Consider the following 17402-nt stretch of genomic DNA (forward strand, 5'->3'; position numbering starts at 1 on the left):
GGGTGCGGCAAGACCACCACGCTGCGCATGACAAACCGCCTCGTGGAGCCCACGGAAGGAACGATCCTCTTCGACGGGGAGGACATTTCGGGCTTCGATCCGGAGGAGCTGCGCCGCCGCATGGGGTACGTCATCCAGGGCATAGGCCTTTTTCCGCACATGTCGGTCTTCGAGAACGTGGCGGTCGTTCCCCGGCTGAAGGGCATGAAAGGCGCTCCTCTCCGGGAGACGGTGGAGCGGAGCCTCGCCCTTGTGGGGCTTCCCGCGGAGGAGTACGCCCGCAAATGGCCCCGGGAGCTGTCGGGAGGACAGCAGCAGCGCGTGGGGGTGGCCCGGGCGCTCGCGGGGGATCCCGAGGTGATCCTTATGGACGAGCCCTTCGGCTCCCTCGATCCGCTCACCCGGGAGAGTCTTCAGGACGAGCTGCTCAAGCTTCAGCAGGCTCTGGGCAAGACGGTGCTCTTCGTCACCCACGACATCGCCGAGGCGATGAAGATGGGAAGCCGCATCGCCGTCCTCCGGGCGGGAGAACTCGTGCAGGTGGGGGATCCGCTGAGCCTTCTCACGGCGCCGGCGGACAGCTTCGTCCATGATTTCGTGGGGGCGTCGAATCCGCTCTCCAAGTTCGCCTTCATGAAGGTGGAGCGGGTGCGCCTGCTTACGCAGGGGCTCCCCACGGTGCGCATCGGGGAGACCTTCGCGGAAGTCCGGAAGGCCGTGAAATCCACCTCGTTGGTCTTTGCCAGAAACCCCTTCGCCTATGTGCTTGACTACGCGGGGCGCCTGCTGGGATTCGTCGACGCCGGAGCGAGCCGGGATCCCTCCATGCGGGTCGGCCCGTTCCTGCGCCGCGCCACCTCGGTGAGCCGCAACGCCACCATCCACGACGCGCTGCTCATCATGGTGACTCTGGGGATTCTGAATGTCCCCGTCCTCGGCGAGGACGGTTCCTTTCTCGGAGTGCTCACCTTCCGGAACCTGAACTCCTACATCTGGGAGCAGGGGGAGGCATCCTGATGTTCCTCGGCGTGGCCACTCCCCGGTTCATCCTTCAGTTTCTGCTGGAGCACCTGTGGCTGGTTGGGGTCGCCTGCGGCATCGCCTTTCCCCTCGCCCTGATCCTGGGCATCTGGGTCACCCGGCCCGCTTCCCGGGAGGGGCATGTGGCCCGGTACGTGACCCAGTTCGTCTTTCTCGGTCAGGCCGTGCCGAGTCTCGCCGTCATCGGTCTCGTCATGGCCGTGCTCGGCACGGGGGAGGCCACGGCGATCTTCGCGCTCACCATCTATTCCCTCGTTCCCATGGTGCGGAACGTGGTGGAGGGACTGCGCAGCGTGGACACCTCGGTGCTCGATGCGGCAAAGGGGATCGGAATGGCGCCCCTGGGCGTTCTGGTCCGGGTGGAACTGCCCCTGGCGTTGCCGGTGATCTTCGCGGGGCTGCGCACCGCCGTGGTGATCACCATCGGCACGGCGGCCCTGAGTTCCCAGGTGGGAGGAGGGGGGCTGGGACGCATGATCTTCACGGGGCTCTCCATGATGGACACGGGGCTCATTCTTTCAGGCGCCGTTCCCACGGCGCTTCTGGCGATCTTCGCGGACAAGGCGCTCGGCCTGGTGGAACGGCGCTTGCGCGGCGATTGGTGACGCGGCGACGGAGAAGGCGGCGACCGGGGTACGTTCCCGAACGACCGAAAAAGGAGGGATTCGCATGAGGAGAAGAGGAGGATGGATGCTTGCGGCGGTGCTCGCGGTGGCGCTCTTCGCCGCGCCGCTCGCGGCGGCGGAGAAGTTCGTCGTGGGGAGCAAGGCCTTCACGGAGCAGCTCATCCTGGGCAAGTTCGCGGCGGTCATCCTGCGCGATCTGGGATTCGACGTGGAGGAGAAGATTCCCCTGGGCGGCACGAACATCGTGCGCCAGGCTCTGGAATCGCGGCAGATTCACGGCTATGTGGAGTACACCGGCACGGCGGCGACGGTGTTCTTCAAGGCCAAGGATCCTTTCCCCAGCGGCCAGGCCACCTACGAGTTCGTCCGCGACCAGGACGCGCCGAAGGGGCTTGTCTGGCTGCCGCCCATGGCCTTCAACAACACCTACTGTCTCATGCTCCGGGCCGCCGACGCGGAACGACTCGGCATTTCAACCACGTCGGAGCTGGCGGCCTACGTGAACGCCAATCCGAAGGAACTCAAGTTCGGCGTCACCAACGAGTTCTTCGCCCGGCCGGACGGACTGCCGAAACTCCTCGCCACCTACGAAATGAAGCCCGAGCCGAGGAACCTGAACCAGATGGAGCCGGGGCTCATCTATCTCGCCGTGAAGGACGGCAGCATCGACGTGGGGACGGGCTTCACCACGGACGGGAGGATCCGGGCCTACAACCTCAAGGTCCTTGAGGACGACCGGAACATGTACCCCGTGTACAATCCCTGCTTCGTCCTCCACAAGGACATCCTGGACAAACACCCCGAGATCGCCGAACCCTTCGCGAAACTCGGGGCGCTTCTCGACGAGGAGACCGTCACGGAACTCAACTACCAGGCCACGGAGGGAAACCGAGCTCCCGGGGAGATCGTGGAGGAGTTCCTCAAGAGGCACGGCATCATCAAGTAGACGCGCCCGAGCCCGAAACGGCGCGCCGCTGAATGCCGAGGGGCAAGGTGCGGCATGTCGCCGGAGGCGCCGCGGAAGAGCGACCCGAAAGAAGGTGTCTTCGAAGGAAAAGGAAGGCGAAGGCGCGAAGGAAAGGAAGAAGCCGGAGGAAGGGGACGGATGCTTCGCCCTCTCCCTCCGGCTTCGATGTCTCGTAAGTTCCTGAAGTGTCTGCAGTCTCGCGCATCTCCGTGGGTCTCCTCAATCCCTGAAGTCCCGGAAGTCTCCTCAATTTCCGAAGTTCCGTAAGTTTCTAAAATGTCTATAGTTTCATGCATTTCCGTGGGTTTCCGAAGGCTTCAAAGTCTCGTAGGTCCCGTAAGCCTCTGCAGTCTCCGTAGGTCTCCTCAATCTCCGAAACCCCTGAAGTCTCGTACGTTCCGTACGTCCGGAACGTGTTCGGAAGTTCTCGCCCCGGAGCGTCGTCTCCGGGGCTCTTTTCGGCTCTTCGCGCCGCTTCTTTGAGGCGGTGCACTCCCCCGGAAGGCGCCCTTCCGGGATTGCTTGAAGCGGGTTGTGCTGAATGCTACACTGCGAGGGGTTTTTCTTTCACCAAGGAAGAAAGTTACTCCTGAAAACGCTCCGAACGAAGCTCTCCCGAAAAGGGCATCGCACGACAGAACGCACGACGGAGGAGTTGAAAACGGACATGGCCGATCTCATCGAAAACACGCCCCGTGGAATTTACGCACTGCTGCAGGACCTTATGCGGGTCCGGAGCATTTCCGGCACGGAAGGAGAGAACGAGCTGGTCTGCCTTCTGCGGGATCGGCTGGCGGCATTGCCCTACTTCCGGGCCCATCCGGAAAACCTCTTCCTCGCCCCGGTGGAGACGGGCGGGTTGGGGCGGCACGCGCTTCTTGCCTTCGTGGAGGCGTCGCCCCGGACGGCGAAGACCGTCGTTCTCACGGGGCACTACGACGTGGTGGACGTGGATGTGTGCGGCGAGTTGCGGGACCTTGCCTTCGAGCCCGAAGTCTATTCGAGGCGCATCGGAGAACGGGACATTTCTCCCGAGGCCAGGCGGGACCTGGAATCGGGAAATTTCCTCTTCGGGCGGGGCATCATGGACATGAAGGGCGGGCTCGCCATCCACGCGGCCTACCTGGCGGAGATGGCCGCCGCGCCGGAGCGCCTGAAGACGAACCTTCTCTTCCTGGCCGTTCCCGACGAAGAGGTGGACTCCGTGGGCATGCGGGGCGCGGTTCCCCACCTGGTGCGCTTCGCCGAGGAGCGGGGCCTCGACTATCGTGCGGCCCTTCTGGGCGAGCCCTTCAAGCGGGGCGTCGCCGAAGGGGGAGAGGAGGCCCGGGTGAGCTACCTGGGGTCCACCGGCAAGGTGACGGCCCTCTTCTTCTGCGTCGGCTGCCCCACTCACGTGGGACGCTATTTCGACGGCGTGAATTCCCTGCTTCTCGCCACCTCCGTGATGGCGGAGATGGAGGGCAATCCCAACCTGCTCGACGGAGACGCCTCGGGTCCCCTCTGTCCTCCCGCGTGTCTCCGCATGAAGGATCTGCGGGAACACTATTCCGTCACGCTTCCCGAACGGTCCGTCGCCTATTTCAGCGTGCTCTTCGTCACCCGGACGCTCGGGGAGATTCTGGAGGAGATGCGCAGGGTCGCCGCGCAGGCGCTGGACAGGACGGCGGCGCGGCTCGCCTCGGTGCGGCGCAGCTACTGCGAGCGTCTCGGACAGGCAGATCCCGGCACGGACCCCCTCGGAGGCACCTCGGAACGGCGGGTCTACGAGGTCCGTGAGGTCTTCCGTCTCGCCGCGGCGCTTCTCGGCGGGGAGGCGGCCCTGTCCCGCCGGGTGGAAAGCATCGCCTCCCGGCTGCCCGACACGATGGACCAGCGGGAGAAGGGAATCCGCCTCCTCGACGAGGTGCTCTCCCTGTCGGGACTCAAGGGACCCTGCATCGTCGTGGGATTTCTCCCCCCCTTCTACCCCTCAAGGGTCAACGCGGGACGCACGGATCAGGAACGCCGGCTCCGGACCGCCGTGGCGGATCTCGGCGACTACGCCCGGGAGGCCCACGGAGAGCGCCTCCAGGTTCTGGACTACTGCGGGGGCATCACCGACATGAGCTACCTTGGTTTTCAGGGCACGGAGGAGGAACTGCGCCTGCTGGAGGAGAACCTCCCCGGATGGGGAACGCTCTATGCGCTCTCCGTGAAGGACCTGCTGCGCCTCGATGTGCCGGGCTTCATCCTGGGATGCGGCGGCGAGGACGCCCACAAGGACACGGAGCGCATGGACATTCCCTTCTCCCTGGAGACCGCCCCCAAACTGCTTCGGTACCTGGTGGAACGTCTCGCGGCGGAGGAGTGACCCGGGAGAGCGAACGGAGGAACGTCAACGAATCTGCGGCGAGTTGCCCCGAAGGGAGGCGAGCGGCATGCTTTCGTCCCTGGCGCAGGAAGTGGCCACCATCACCGCGGAGATCATCGGCCACGCGGTGCTTCTTACGGACGAGACGGCGCGGATCATCGGCTCGAGCGATCCCTCGCGCATCGGAGGACTCCACGCTCCCTCCCTGTTGGTGATGCGGGAGCGCTGCCTGGAGATCACCGACGCGGAGGAGGCGGCGCGCCTCGCCGGAGGCGTCCGCTCCGGCGTGACCCTTCCCATCGAGCTGGAGGGACGGGTGGTGGGATCCATCGCCATCGCGGGAGATCCTTCGGTGGTGGTCAAGTTCGGCCGCCTCGTGCAGAAGCACGCGGAACTCTTTCTCCGGGAGCAGGTCCTGCTCGAATCGGCCCTGCTGCGGGAGAGCCTTGTGCAGAACCTCATGCAGGAACTGCTTTCGTCGGAGATCGCCCCCGAGGACGAACCTCGGTGGATCGAGCGGGGGCGCAGTGTCGGCGTGGATCTCGCCTGCCCCCGTCTCGTCCTCGCCTTTTCCTGCCGCGGCAACGGAAATTCGCCGGAGCGGGGACGGAAAAGGGAGAATGCCTCGGCGGGCGCACGCCCTCCGGAACTGCAGGCCGGGGCGCTCCGAAAGCTCGTGACGTCAAGCCTCGGGGGACATTTCCGGGAGTTCCGGACCGTGATGGTGCCCCTGAGCGAATGCCTGTACGCGGTTCTGCTCCCTGTCCCCGGTGCGGCGGAGGGCGGAAGCCCCCTCTCCGGCGGCGGGGAGCGGGGGGAGAATGTCTCGCTGCGGGAGCGGACGCGCCTCGACGAGGTGCGGACGTCCTGCTCGGAGATTCTTGCGGAACTCGCCGCCCAGGGGCTTGCGGGAACCTTCGGCGTCGGAGGAATTGCCCGGCGGCCTGCGGCGTACCCCCGGGTCTATCGGGACGCCCTGGAGACCCTGGACGTGGGGTTGCACCTGGGCGGCGGCGTGTTCCACCGGGAGGAGCTGCTCTTCGAGCGTTTTCTTGCCTCGGCGGACCCTTCCCGGGCGGAGGAGCTGCGACGGCGCTTTCTGCTTCCCCTCGAAAAGGTCGCGGACCGGGAGGAGCTGGTGTGCACCTTCGTCGCCTGGTGCGACTCGGGAGGAGCTCCCTCCAGAGCTGCGGAAGTTCTCCGCTGTCACAAGAACACCCTGTACTACCGGCTGGAGAAAATACACCGTCTCACCGGGCTCGACCCGCGGAACGTCCGCGAAGCGGGACGGCTCGCGGTGCTGCTTCAGGTGGATCGGCTGTATGCAAAGGGAAGCGACGGACAAAACGCGGCGTCTCCGGCTTCGGTGCCGCGAAAATCAGTGCGTGGAGGTGCTCCTGAATGAAGAGCAGCAAAAACGGAGAAAAAAAGGCTGGACGGAGGTATAGCGCGGTGTGTGCCGCCGCGGCGGTGTCGGCGCTCTTCATCCTCGTCCCCCTCGCCGTTTTCGGGGGACCCTCCCGGGCCTCCGCCGCGGAGGCCCGGGCAGTGCGAACCTTTACGGGCACCGTGGAGGAGACGGACTTTCCGGCCCGGTTGCTCCGCAACCTTGTGGAGAGCCTGGCTCCGGAGAGCCTGGAGCTTGTCCTCGAAGACGGTCCCGATGCGTCCGGTGCGGTGCGGCGGCTCTATTTCGAGGCCCGGGGGGCGAAACAGGGGGGCATTCGCATCGACTCGCTCCGTCTTGAGGCGCTTTTCGTGAAATTCGACATCGGAAGCCCTTCCGGAAACGACGGAAGTGCCCCCGGGGAGGGGAATCTCGGGGACCTGAACGTGTCCGAGGCGGTACAGGGCTATTTTGAGGGGCGGGTTCTGGAGAAGGATCTGAACGACTTTCTCCTCGGCGCCACCCTCACGGGAGGCGGCGCGGAGTGGAAGGACCTGCGCTTCGATCTGCGCCCCGGAGGCTTTTCCGCCTCCGCCCGGTTCGCCTCGGGGGTCGTCTCCGCCCGGGTCGTGGTGGAGAGCCATCTGGAGATCGAGGATCGGGACCGCCTGCGCATGAGAAACTATCGCGTCTCCGTGAACAACGCCGAGACGGACATGGCCATGATCCTGGAGGCCATCGAAAAGGCGCAGCCCCTGCTGGATTTCAGGGATTTCCCCTTTCCCGTGCGGCTTCGGGAACTTACCGTGGACGAGGACGCCCTTGTTCTCGCCACCCGGGTGGCGCCCACCCGCTTTGAGGGAACGACCCTGCGCTACGAGGCCCGCTGAGGAGCCGGAAAAAGGTGCCGGCGAAAGAGAAACGGCGCGGTGGAAAAGAAAACGGAGAAAAGGCCCGGCTTTCGCCGGGCCTTTTACGGCCGTAAATACTTGCACGTGCAATTAATAGCTGCTAGACTTTCCTGGAGGAAAACCACCTGCGCGGGGGGATGGACGTGGACCACTGGACGCCGGGAAGACTGATTTCAACCCTCTATCGCCGCTGCCAGCGCCATCTGGACCGGCGTTTCGCCGAACTGGGGATTGCCGCGGGGCACGGGCTGTACCTGTATCTGGTGGAACTGGCCCGGCGGGACGGTGTGACCCAGACCGAACTCGCCTCGCGCCTCGCTCTCGATCCCGCCTCGGTGACGCGGGCGCTGCGGCGTCTCGAAGCGCTGGAGTGGGTGTCCCGTCGGAACGGGGAGGATGGGCGGGAGCGGCATGTCTTTCTCGCGGACCGGGGGCGGGAGGTGCTGCCCCTGATCCAGTGGGTTCTGGAGGAGTGGGATGCGGCGGCGGCGAAAAGCTTTTCGCTGGAGGAACGGCAGCACCTCGAAATGCTGCTCGGAAGAATGACGGCGAATCTGGAGGAGGAAGAAAAATGACGCGAAACTGGTCGGAAGAGGCACGGAGAAGAGACGAGGCGGACAGACTCGCGCCGTTTCGCGCGAGATTCCACGTTCCCGCCGGAACGGTCTACATGGACGGCAACTCCCTGGGGCCGGCGTCGGTGGACGCCCTGGAATCACTTGAGCGCGCCGCCCGGGAATGGCGGGAGCTGGCCATCGGCGGGTGGCTCGATGCCCGGCCCGACTGGTTTACCTACGGCGAGCGCATCGGCGCGAAAATGGCTCCCCTCGTGGGGGCCGAACCCGAGGAAGTCGCTCTGGTGGGGTCCACCACGGCCAATCTCCACTCCCTGGTGGCCACATTCTACCGGCCCGGGGGAACGCGCCGAAAGATTCTCGCGGACGAGCTGAACTTTCCCTCGGACCTCTATGCCCTGGCGAGCCAGGTACGGCTCCAGGGGGGAGATCCGGCGAAGGACCTGATTCTGGCGAAAAGCGCCGACGGCCGTACCCTCGACGAAGAAGCGCTCATCTCCCTGATGGACGACACCGTGGCCGTGGCGGTTCTCCCCGCGGTGCTCTACCGCAGCGGGCAGCTTCTGGACCTGCGGCGGCTTGCGCGAGCCGCCCACGAGCGGGGAATCGTGATCGGCTTCGACTGCGCCCATTCCGTGGGGTCCGTGGCGCACCACCTCCACGACGACGACGTGGATTTCGCCTTCTGGTGCACCTACAAACACCTGAACGGCGGTCCCGGTTCGCCCGCGGGGCTCTTTGTGCACCGGCGGCATTTCCAGCGCGAGCCGGGGCTGGCGGGATGGTTCGGCTACGTGAAGGAGCGGCAGTTCGACCTGGCGCTCCACTTCGAGCACGCGCCCAGCGCAAGCGGCTGGCAGATGGGGTCGCCCTCCATCCTTTCCGCCGCGGCCCTCGACGGAGCGCTCAACCTTTTTGAGGAGGCGGGCATCCTCACGGTGCGGGCCAAGTCGCTGGAGCTGACATCCTTCCTCATCGAGTTGGCGGAGGCACGCCTCGCTCCCCTGGGGTTCGAGGTGGGCACCCCCCTGGAGCCGGACCGGCGGGGCGGGCACGTGGCCCTGGAGCACGCCGAGGGATGGCGGATCTGCCGCGCCCTGAAGGCCCGGGGCATCGTGCCGGATTTCCGCCCCCGGCGGGTGATCCGGCTTGCGCCGGTGGCGCTGTACTCCACCTTCGCGGAGGTGGAACACACCGTCTCCGCCCTGGAGGACATCGTCCGGAAGCGCGAGTACGAGGCGTTTTCCTCCGAGCGCGCCGCCGTCTCCTAGCGAAGCGCTCGCGGTGGAGGACCCGGCGGCCAGAGATCTCTACGACAGGTGGTGCGAGTCGCGCACGAGAATGACCTCCTTCATGGTGTAAGGAACGACACGTACGGAATCCGAAGGAATTTCCCGTTCGTCGGAAGCGTTCCCTGGAAAACGTTTCCTGGGGAACGGGCGTAGACGAAGAGGATGACGTCACGTGATCCCGGTTCTTTTTTGCGGACAAAGTCCTGCGAGGTGAAACATGGCGAAGCGAAAAGACAGGGCCCTAACAGGCAGAGGCGGTCCGACTCGATGCAGCCATTGCTGAAACTCTGGAGGAGCTGGGATATGGCAAATAAACCCAAACAAAGCAAGGCCAAGCCTCTTGAGGAGAAGGCTGGAGCTCGACTTCCTGCAGCAGGGAGCGCCAAAGGGCTCCCCCTCGATTATGCGAGCCTGCTGAACGAACTTAAGGAGCGCATTCGCAAAGAGCGCTTGCGCGTTGTACTTGCCGCAAACGCCGCCATGGTGCTTTTGTGCTGGGATGTCGGTCGCGTCATTCTCGAGCGCCAGCAGCGCGAAGGCTGGGGCGCCAAAGTCATCGACCGGCTCTCGGCGAACCTGCGCCGCGAGTTCCCCGATATACAAGGCCTTTCGCCGCGCAACCTCAAATACATGCGCGCCTTTGCCGCTGCCTGGCCCGAACACCAAATTGTGCAAGAGGTGCTTGCACAAATTGCCTGGTACCACAACATCGCACTTTTGGATAAGCTTGACGATCCCACTGTTCGTCTGTGGTACGCCCGGAAGGTCCGTGAGGAGGGCTGGAGCCGGAACGTGCTGGTGCTGCAGATCGAACGCCGTCTCCACGAACGCCAAGGTCAGGCCGTCACCAACTTCTCTGCCACGCTCCCACCCCCGGACTCGGACATGGCAGCCCAGGTATTCAAGGACCCTTACCTCTTTGACTTTCTTGGTACCGCTGACCCTCGCCGGGAGCGGGAGGTGGAGCAGGCCCTGGTGGACCATATCCAACGCTTCCTGCTGGAGTTAGGAGCGGGTTTTGCCTTCGTGGGACGGCAGGTGCTCCTGGAGGTCGGGGACCGCGATTCGGGACATGCGACAGGCCAACGCCCGCGGCGAGGCGCTCGGTCTGGCCGAGGACGAACTGGCGTTCTACGACGCCCTCGAAGCCAACGACAGCGCGGTCAGGGTGCTCGGCGACGAGACGCTGCGGGCGATTGCCCGCGAGTTGGTCGAGACGGTGCGCAGCAACGTCACGATCGACTGGAGCCTCCGCGAGAACGTCCGGGCGCAACTGCGGGTGTCGGTCAAGCGCATTCTGCGCAGGCACGGCTACCCGCCGGACAAGCAGGAGAAGGCGACGCAGACCGTGCTGGAGCAGGCAGAGCTGCTGTCGGCGGAATGGGCGGTGGCGTGACAAGGGCGTCTCTCGACAGGATCAAGCAGGCTCGGGCGCCCTGGAACGGGGACAGGGCGTTCCTTGTTCGAGGTGAGATCTCCCTCTATCTCTCGGAGCATGCGCTGGTTGACGGAAGGACACCTGCGCATCTTGTTCCAGGAAAGATCATCGTGTACTATATTATAAAGGGTGCTTGAGCGGCTGCGGCATCTTCCGAGGAGGCTCCATGAGGCCGCGATGTATCGGTGGAGGAGCAAAAGCGTTTGTGTGGTGTGCGGTCGGAGGAGGAGGGGCGTGCCCTCTCTTGTGCGGAGAGGATCGGAGAGAAGAAGGGAGAGAGGTCGATGAGAAGACGTACGGGAAAGTTTCTGCTCGCGGTGTTGGTGCTCTTTGCTTTCGTCGTTCCCGCCTGTGCCGGGCAGTTTCTCACCATCGTGACCGGAAGCACCGGAGGAACCTACTATCCTGTGGGCACGATCTTGGCGAACCACTTCAACAAGGAATTGGGGGACAAGGGATACAAATGGTCGGCCCAGAGCTCCGGCGGCACAGCGGAGAACCTGGAGATGCTCAAGAAGGGCGAGGCGGAGATGGCCGTCGCCATGGCGAATCTCACGGGTTTCGCCTACACCGGAACGGTCCGGTACGAGGGAAACAAGATCGACAATCTGCGGTATCTCATGGGGCTTTGGCCGGACGTGACGCAGTTCGTCTACAGGGCCGATGCGGGGATCAAGACCTGGGCGGATCTGAAGGGCAAAAAGATCGCCGTCGGTCCTGCGGGGTCGGGGACGGAGTTTTCGAGCCGGGTCCTTCTGAAGGGGCTTGCGGGCTTGACCTTCGAGGACATCATTCCTGAGCGGGTCGGCTATACTGAAGGATCGCAGCTGCTCCAAAACGGCCAGATCCACGCGTTCAACGCCGAGGCGGGCATTCCCACGGGAGCGGTGGCGGAGCTGATGGCGAGCAGAACCGCCGTGGGCGTTTTGGAGTTCTCCGAGGAGGATCTGGAGAAGTTGAAGACGGAGGCCCCCTTCTATGCCAAGGTCGTCATTCCCGCGGGGACCTATCCGAAACAGGAGAAGGAACTGCATGTGGCGGGCATCAAATCCGCCCTGATCGTGGACAAGGATGTCCCCGAGGAGATCGTGTACGAGATGTTGCGGGTCATCTACGGAAATCGCGAGCAGATGGAGAAGGAGCATGCGGCCTTCACGCGGATCAACTACGACAACCCCGTGGACGGCCTTTTCGGGGCGCCGTTGCATCCCGGGGCGGTCAAGTTCTTCGAGGAGAAGGGCGTGGCGATCCCCGACGAGCTGCGCCCCTAGGTGGTGTTCCTTCGGCGAAAGCAGGAGAATGTGGGGCGGCGCAGACTGCCCCACATTTTTTGTGAACGGCATGTTTTGTGCATGGCATGACGCGCTCTCGTGCGAGGAGGCGAAGCATGGTGTGGCGAAAGATACTCGGTGCGCTCTCCCCCTTCGAGACGATTCCCCTGCGGAAGTTCGAGGGGACTTTGGCGAAGGCCTTTCTCCTGTTTACGGTCTCCACGTCGTTGATCCACTGCTGGATGAACACGGCGGGCATTCTGATGAGCATCAAAATGAACGCGATCCACCTCGGCACGCTGATGGCCGTGACCTATCTGCTCTATCCGGCCCGCTCCGCTTCGCCGCGGCATCGCCCCTCCCTTCCGGACCTTTTGTGCGCCGGACTCTCTCTCTTTTCCGCCGTCTATATGCTCGTCGCCTACGATCGCCTCTTGGAGTCGAACATGAACCCCCTCGTCTTCGATCTGGTCATGGCGGCCGTCACGATGCTGCTGCTGACGGAGGCGAGCCGACGTTCCATCGGCATTCCCTTGACGCTGCTGAGCCTGTTCTTTCTGGCCTACACGCGGCTCGGTCCGCATTTTCCGGGACTTCTGGCGCATCGGGGCTTCACCTGGCAGCGGATTCTTCTACGCATGGTGCTCACGGACGAGGGCATTTACGGAACGACCTTGACCGTCTCGGCCAGCTATGTCTTCATGTTCATCCTCTTCGGCTCCTTTCTGGCGGCGACGCGGACGAGCGAGTTCTTCAACGATCTGGCCATGGCCCTGGCGGGGCGCTATCGCGGAGGTCCCGCAAAGGTCTCCGTTCTCGCCTCGGCCCTTATGGGAACCATTTCGGGAAGCGCCCAGGCCAATGTGGCCACCACCGGGGCCTTCACGATTCCTCTCATGAAAAAGATCGGCTATCCCAATTTCTTCGCCGGGGCCGTGGAGGCGAGCGCCAGCACGGGAGGCATTCTGATGCCGCCGATCATGGGCGCCTCGGCGTTCATCATGAGTTCCTTTCTGGGCATTCCCTATGTGACGATCATGCTCGCCGGATTCGGTCCCGCTGTTCTGTACTTTCTCGGCATTCTGTTCATGGTCGATCTCCAGGCGAAGAAACAGGGCATGCGCGGTGTTCCTCCCGAGGAGGTCCCTTCTCTGGCGAAGACGATGAAGGAACGGGGACACATGCTCCTGCCCTTGGGTTTCATCATGTACATGCTGGTGGCGGGATACACGCCTCTGTTTTCCGCGATGGCGGGTCTCGTGGCCATCGTGGTGGTCTCCTCCGTGCGGAAAACCACGCGGATGAGGCTGTCGGACGTGATCACCGCCTTGGATGAGGGGGCGAAAAGTTCGGCTCCTGTGGCGGTCTCCTGCGCCATCGTCGGTTTCATCGTCGGTTCCGTCGGCATGACCGGTCTCGGTCAGGTCATCGCCATGAACATCATGCATTTCTCCGGCGGCATGCTCTGGCTGGCCATGGTCCTCTGCATGGTCGCCTCGTTGATCCTCGGCATGGGGCTTCCCTCCACGGCCTGTTACATCGTCGTCGCCACCATCGCCGCCCCGGCCATGCAGAGCATGGGTGTCCTTCCGCTGGCGGCGCATTTCTTCGCCTTCTACTACGGCACGCTCTCCGGCGTGGTTCCTCCCGTGGCGTTGACGAGCTTCACCGCCGCAGGGCTTTCCGGCGGAAGGCCGACGAAAGTGGCCCTCGTCGGCCTTGCCCTGGCCTCATCGGGGCTGATTCTTCCGTTCTTCTTCGTGTACAATCCGATCCTTCTGGGGATTTCCTTCTCCTGGTCGGCGTTTCTTTGGACCATGGCGATCGCGGGACTCGGCATCTTCGCCCTCTCCGTCGCCTTCATCGGCGTGTGGCGCTCCCGCTTGCCCTTCTGGGAAAGGGTTCTCTTTCTGCTCGTCGGCCTTCTGTTGGTACATCCGGTGCAGACGGAGCGCCTCCTCGCCTTCGGCGCCTTTGCCGTACTGGCGACGCTGCATGGAGTGCTCTCGCGCAGGCGTCCTGCCTTGCCGTGATAGCGCATTCCCAGGAGGCGGAACATTCTGGGCGTCGCTTTTCGCCTTCCAGTGCAAGAGCGGCCCCTCCGGGCGGAGGCGGGAGAGGGCGCGGCACTCCTCCGCCTCGCGCGCGGATTCTGGTCGCGAGCCCTTACGAAAGGCAATGCGTGCCGTTGACAAAATCCAGGGGGCTCTCTATAATGCCCGCAACAACTGAATAGGGATCGACGCATCCAGAGCGGTGGAGGGACAGGCCCTACGAAACCGCGGCAACCTTCGCGAAAGCGAAAAGGTGCCAATTCCTGCAGGATTTCCTGGAAGATGGTCGAGGCGGTGTTGCCAGTATGGTCTCTTCCTCGATTCCGGGGAAGAGACTTTTTTTGTGTTTGTGTGTTTTTTGTGCGTTCCCATGCGGCAGCCCGAGGGAAAGGAGGAGACCGATATGACCCAGCGCTTCACGAAACGGTTCACGAACGGAATGATGTGCACCATGATGATGTGCGACGACGGCGGATCTCCTCCAGGAAGGACCGGCGGCTGCTGATTCGTCGCTCTCCGGACTGGCCGGGATCCGCTTGGGATCCCGGCCTTTTTTTGTGCTCTGAAAGGGAGGTGGACGCTGGTGCGGTGACGGCAAAGGAGACGGGCGGTGCACTCGGAAGAAGCGCAGGGAAAAGGATCGCCGGGGCCGGAGGACACGGCCCGGCGGGAACGATGCGGACATCACCGCAAGGGAGGAAGACGACATCATGAGAACGAATGTGGTTGTACGTGCGGTAGTGGCTGCGGTTGCGTTTGTGCTGTGCGTTGCGGCGGGGGGAACGCGCTCTTCGGCGGAGGAGCTGGAGAAGCTCCGGGTGGGCGCCACGGCGGGGCCCCACGCGGAAGTGCTGGAGTTCGTCCGGGAGGGTGCACGGACGCGGGGGATCGATCTCGAGGTGGTGGAGTTCAGCGACTACATCGCGCCCAATGCGGCCCTCGACCAGGGGGACCTGGACGCCAACTCCTACCAGCACCAGTTCTTTCTGGACACGCAGAACAAGGACCGGGGCTATCACCTCGTGTCCATCGCCAAGACCGTGGTCTGCCCTCTCGGTTTCTACTCGAAGAGGATCAAGGACATCGCCGAGCTGAAGGACGGGGCCACCGTGGCGGTGCCCAACGATCCCGCCAATGTGGGGCGCGCCCTGGTGCTCCTTGAGCGGCAGGGGTTCATCACGCTTCAGGAGGGGCTGGGATACAGGGCGTCCGTGCTGGACATCGTGGCAAACCCAAAAAAGCTCAGGATCGTGGAGATCGAAGCACCCCAGCTTCCCCGCTCTCTGGACGACGTGGATCTCGGGGCGGTGAACGTGAATTACGCCGTGGAGGCGGGGCTGTCGCCGATGACGGACGCGCTGCTGATCGAGGATCCCGCCACATCCCCCTTTGCGAATCTCATCGTGGTCCGGGAGGCGGACAAGGACCGGCCGGTCTTCCGGAAGCTCGTCGAGGCCTACCAGACGGAGGACGTGAAGCGGTTCATGCTGGAGCGCTTCAAAGGCGCCTTCGTTCCCGCATGGTAGGGTCGGAAGCGACACGGGAGGTGCGGGCGATGGGTGTTTTTTTCGGAACGAGAGAAGGGGGTGTTTCGCGCCTTCGGGGACGGGCGGTCTCCGCGGGCGCGGGGGCCGCGAAAGGAGGTGGTGCGCCGTGGCGATCTCCCTGCGCGGTCTGACCAAGGTCTACGGCACCGGCGCGGGGGCAGTGAAGGCCCTCGACGACATCACCCTGGAGATCCCGGACGGCGCGATCTTCGGGATCATCGGCCAGAGCGGGGCGGGAAAGAGCACGCTCATCCGCTGCGTCAATCTGCTGGAACGCCCGTCGGCGGGGACCGTGAAGGTGGGAGAGGTGGACTTCACCTCCCTCTCCGGAGAGGCGCTGCGGCAGGCCCGGAAGAAGGTGGGCATGATCTTTCAGTCCTTCAATCTTCTGTCGCGCCGCACGGTCTTCGGCAATGTCGCCCTGCCTCTGGAACTGGCGGGGTGGCCGAAGGAGGACATCCGGTGCCGCGTGGCGGAGCTGCTCGCGCTCGTGGGGCTGGAGGGGCGGAGGAACCACTATCCCTCCCAGCTCTCGGGAGGGCAGAAGCAGCGGGTGGGCATCGCCCGGGCGCTGGCGAACAATCCGGAGGTGCTCCTCTCCGACGAGGCCACCTCCGCCCTCGACCCGGGAACAACCCGGTCCATTCTGGCGCTGCTTCGGGACATCAACGAAAAGCTGGGGCTCACGATCCTGCTCATCACCCACGAGATGCAGGTCGTCAAGGAGATCTGCCACGGAGTGGCGGTTCTCGAAAAGGGGCGGATCGTGGAGCAGGGGCCGGTGTTCGACATCTTCGCCGATCCGAAGGAGCGGGCCACCCGGGACATGCTGGGGCAGGACCTCGACGCGGAGCTTCCCGAGTCCTTCGCGGGGCTCGATTTTTCCCGGGAGCCTCTTCCGGGGAGCGATCTCGTCCTCCGGCTCCGCTTCTTCGGCGACATCGCCGCGGAGCCCGTCATGTGCGATCTGATCCGGCGGTTCGATCTGGACGTGAACATCCTCACCGCCCACATCGATCATCTGCGCAACATGCCCTACGGAACCCTGGTGATCGGTCTTTCCGGGGAGGAGCGGCAGCGGCAGGCGGCGCTCAAGGCGCTGCGTGCGCTGGATCTCAGAGTGGAGGTGGTCGGCTATGTCGCAAAAGCTCTTCGCCGTGCTATGTAGCTCGTTTGCGGACACCCTCTGCATGGTTGGTGTTTCCAGCGCCCTCGCCTTTCTCTTCGGGCTTCCTCTGGGGGTGGTGCTTCTGGTGACCGGAAAGGGGCACATTCTGGAGAACCGTGCGGTGAACGGGCTTCTCGGGAGCATCGTCAACGCGGCGCGCTCCACGCCCTTCATCATCCTTCTGGTGCTTCTTCTTCCCGTGACGAGGATGGTCGTGGGGACCACCATCGGCACCGTCGCGGCCATCGTGCCCCTGGCCATCGCGGCCACGCCCTTCGTGGGGCGGGTCGTGGAGGGGGCGCTCCGCGAGGTGGATGGAGGGGTCATCGAAGCGGCCCTCGCCATGGGGGCCACGCCCTGGCAGGTCATCCGGAAAGTGCTGCTCCCCGAGGCGCTTCCCGCCATCGTGGGGGGGCTCACCCTTTCGGTGATCAATCTCATCGGCTATTCCGCCATGGCCGGAGCCATCGGCGGCGGCGGACTGGGGGATCTCGCCATCCGCTACGGCTACCAGCGCTTCCGCCTCGACGTGATGCTCGTCACCGTGGCGGTTCTCATCGCTCTGGTGCACCTCTGCCAGGCCACGGGAGATCTGCTCGCCCGGCGCCTCCGCCGCGACGGAAAAAACTGAACGCCGGGGAGTGGAGGGAACGAGGGGCCTTGCAGGCGGGGGGTGGCCCGGGATGTCTCAGAGCCGCGTTCCGCCCCGCTTGCTCTCGGAGCGTTTCAGGAGGGTGTTGGTCTGAACCCGCGGAATTTTCTTCAGGGCAAC

The 17402-nt window shown here is 64.3% G+C and carries 15 protein-coding genes, 1 pseudogene and 1 riboswitch; all 16 genes and pseudogenes read left to right on the forward strand.

Annotation, left to right across the window (positions count from 1 at the left end; translation table 11 throughout):
* Positions 1–1017, forward strand: a 1017-nt coding sequence (locus tag Q1K49_RS03195) for an ATP-binding cassette domain-containing protein (RefSeq protein ID WP_300522720.1), incomplete at its 5' end; no start/stop codon positions are given.
* Positions 1017–1646 (forward strand): ABC transporter permease, encoded by a 630-nt coding sequence (locus Q1K49_RS03200; protein WP_300522722.1) that lies wholly within the window; start codon positions 1017–1019, stop codon positions 1644–1646. The genes Q1K49_RS03195 and Q1K49_RS03200, both read left to right, overlap by 1 nt.
* 64 nt (positions 1647–1710) lie before the next feature.
* Positions 1711–2613 (forward strand): glycine betaine ABC transporter substrate-binding protein, encoded by a 903-nt coding sequence (locus tag Q1K49_RS03205; RefSeq protein ID WP_300522724.1) that lies wholly within the window; start codon positions 1711–1713, stop codon positions 2611–2613.
* A 688-nt stretch (positions 2614–3301) separates the two neighbouring features.
* Positions 3302–4987, forward strand: coding sequence for a M20/M25/M40 family metallo-hydrolase (locus Q1K49_RS03210; protein WP_300522727.1), 1686 nt, complete (start codon positions 3302–3304; stop codon positions 4985–4987).
* Between the two features lie 67 nt (positions 4988–5054).
* Positions 5055–6392 (forward strand): sugar diacid recognition domain-containing protein, encoded by a 1338-nt coding sequence (locus Q1K49_RS03215; protein WP_300522729.1) that lies wholly within the window; start codon positions 5055–5057, stop codon positions 6390–6392.
* Complete coding sequence (locus Q1K49_RS03220) at positions 6389–7264, forward strand: DUF2993 domain-containing protein (RefSeq protein WP_300522731.1); 876 nt, start codon at positions 6389–6391, stop codon at positions 7262–7264. Before Q1K49_RS03215 ends, Q1K49_RS03220 begins: the two co-directional genes overlap by 4 nt.
* Positions 7265–7428: 164 nt before the next feature.
* Entirely contained in the window at positions 7429–7860 is a 432-nt protein-coding gene (locus Q1K49_RS03225) for a MarR family transcriptional regulator (RefSeq protein WP_300522734.1), read from the forward strand.
* A complete protein-coding gene (gene kynU / locus Q1K49_RS03230; protein WP_300522736.1) occupies positions 7857–9131 on the forward strand; it encodes a kynureninase in 1275 nt (424 codons plus the stop codon). Before Q1K49_RS03225 ends, kynU begins: the two co-directional genes overlap by 4 nt.
* A 501-nt stretch (positions 9132–9632) precedes the next feature.
* A pseudogene (locus tag Q1K49_RS14845) lies at positions 9633–10205 on the forward strand (PDDEXK nuclease domain-containing protein); the annotation flags it as partial.
* 19 nt (positions 10206–10224) lie between these two features.
* Complete coding sequence (locus Q1K49_RS03240) at positions 10225–10548, forward strand: type I restriction enzyme endonuclease domain-containing protein (RefSeq protein ID WP_300522738.1); 324 nt, start codon at positions 10225–10227, stop codon at positions 10546–10548.
* Positions 10545–10727, forward strand: a complete 183-nt coding sequence (locus Q1K49_RS03245; RefSeq protein WP_300522753.1) for a hypothetical protein — start codon at positions 10545–10547, stop codon at positions 10725–10727. The genes Q1K49_RS03240 and Q1K49_RS03245 overlap by 4 nt, the downstream gene beginning before the upstream one ends.
* Before the next feature lie 147 nt (positions 10728–10874).
* Positions 10875–11861 (forward strand): TAXI family TRAP transporter solute-binding subunit, encoded by a 987-nt coding sequence (locus tag Q1K49_RS03250; protein ID WP_300522740.1) that lies wholly within the window; start codon positions 10875–10877, stop codon positions 11859–11861.
* A gap of 116 nt (positions 11862–11977) precedes the next feature.
* Entirely contained in the window at positions 11978–13894 is a 1917-nt protein-coding gene (locus Q1K49_RS03255) for a TRAP transporter permease (RefSeq protein WP_300522742.1), read from the forward strand.
* Positions 13895–14102: 208 nt separating this feature from the next.
* Positions 14103–14203: riboswitch (SAM riboswitch) on the forward strand.
* Between the two features lie 422 nt (positions 14204–14625).
* Complete coding sequence (locus Q1K49_RS03260; protein WP_300522745.1) at positions 14626–15441, forward strand: MetQ/NlpA family ABC transporter substrate-binding protein; 816 nt, start codon at positions 14626–14628, stop codon at positions 15439–15441.
* A 127-nt stretch (positions 15442–15568) separates the two neighbouring features.
* The gene (locus Q1K49_RS03265; RefSeq protein ID WP_300522747.1) at positions 15569–16630 is read left to right on the forward strand and encodes a methionine ABC transporter ATP-binding protein; all 1062 of its coding nucleotides are present in this window, start codon (positions 15569–15571) and stop codon (positions 16628–16630) included.
* Positions 16599–17261, forward strand: a complete 663-nt coding sequence (locus Q1K49_RS03270; protein WP_300522750.1) for a methionine ABC transporter permease — start codon at positions 16599–16601, stop codon at positions 17259–17261. Before Q1K49_RS03265 ends, Q1K49_RS03270 begins: the two co-directional genes overlap by 32 nt.
* Positions 17262–17402 lie beyond the last annotated feature (141 nt).

It is taken from the genome of Aminiphilus sp. (genome assembly GCF_029975095.1).
Lineage (GTDB): Bacteria > Synergistota > Synergistia > Synergistales > Aminiphilaceae > Aminiphilus.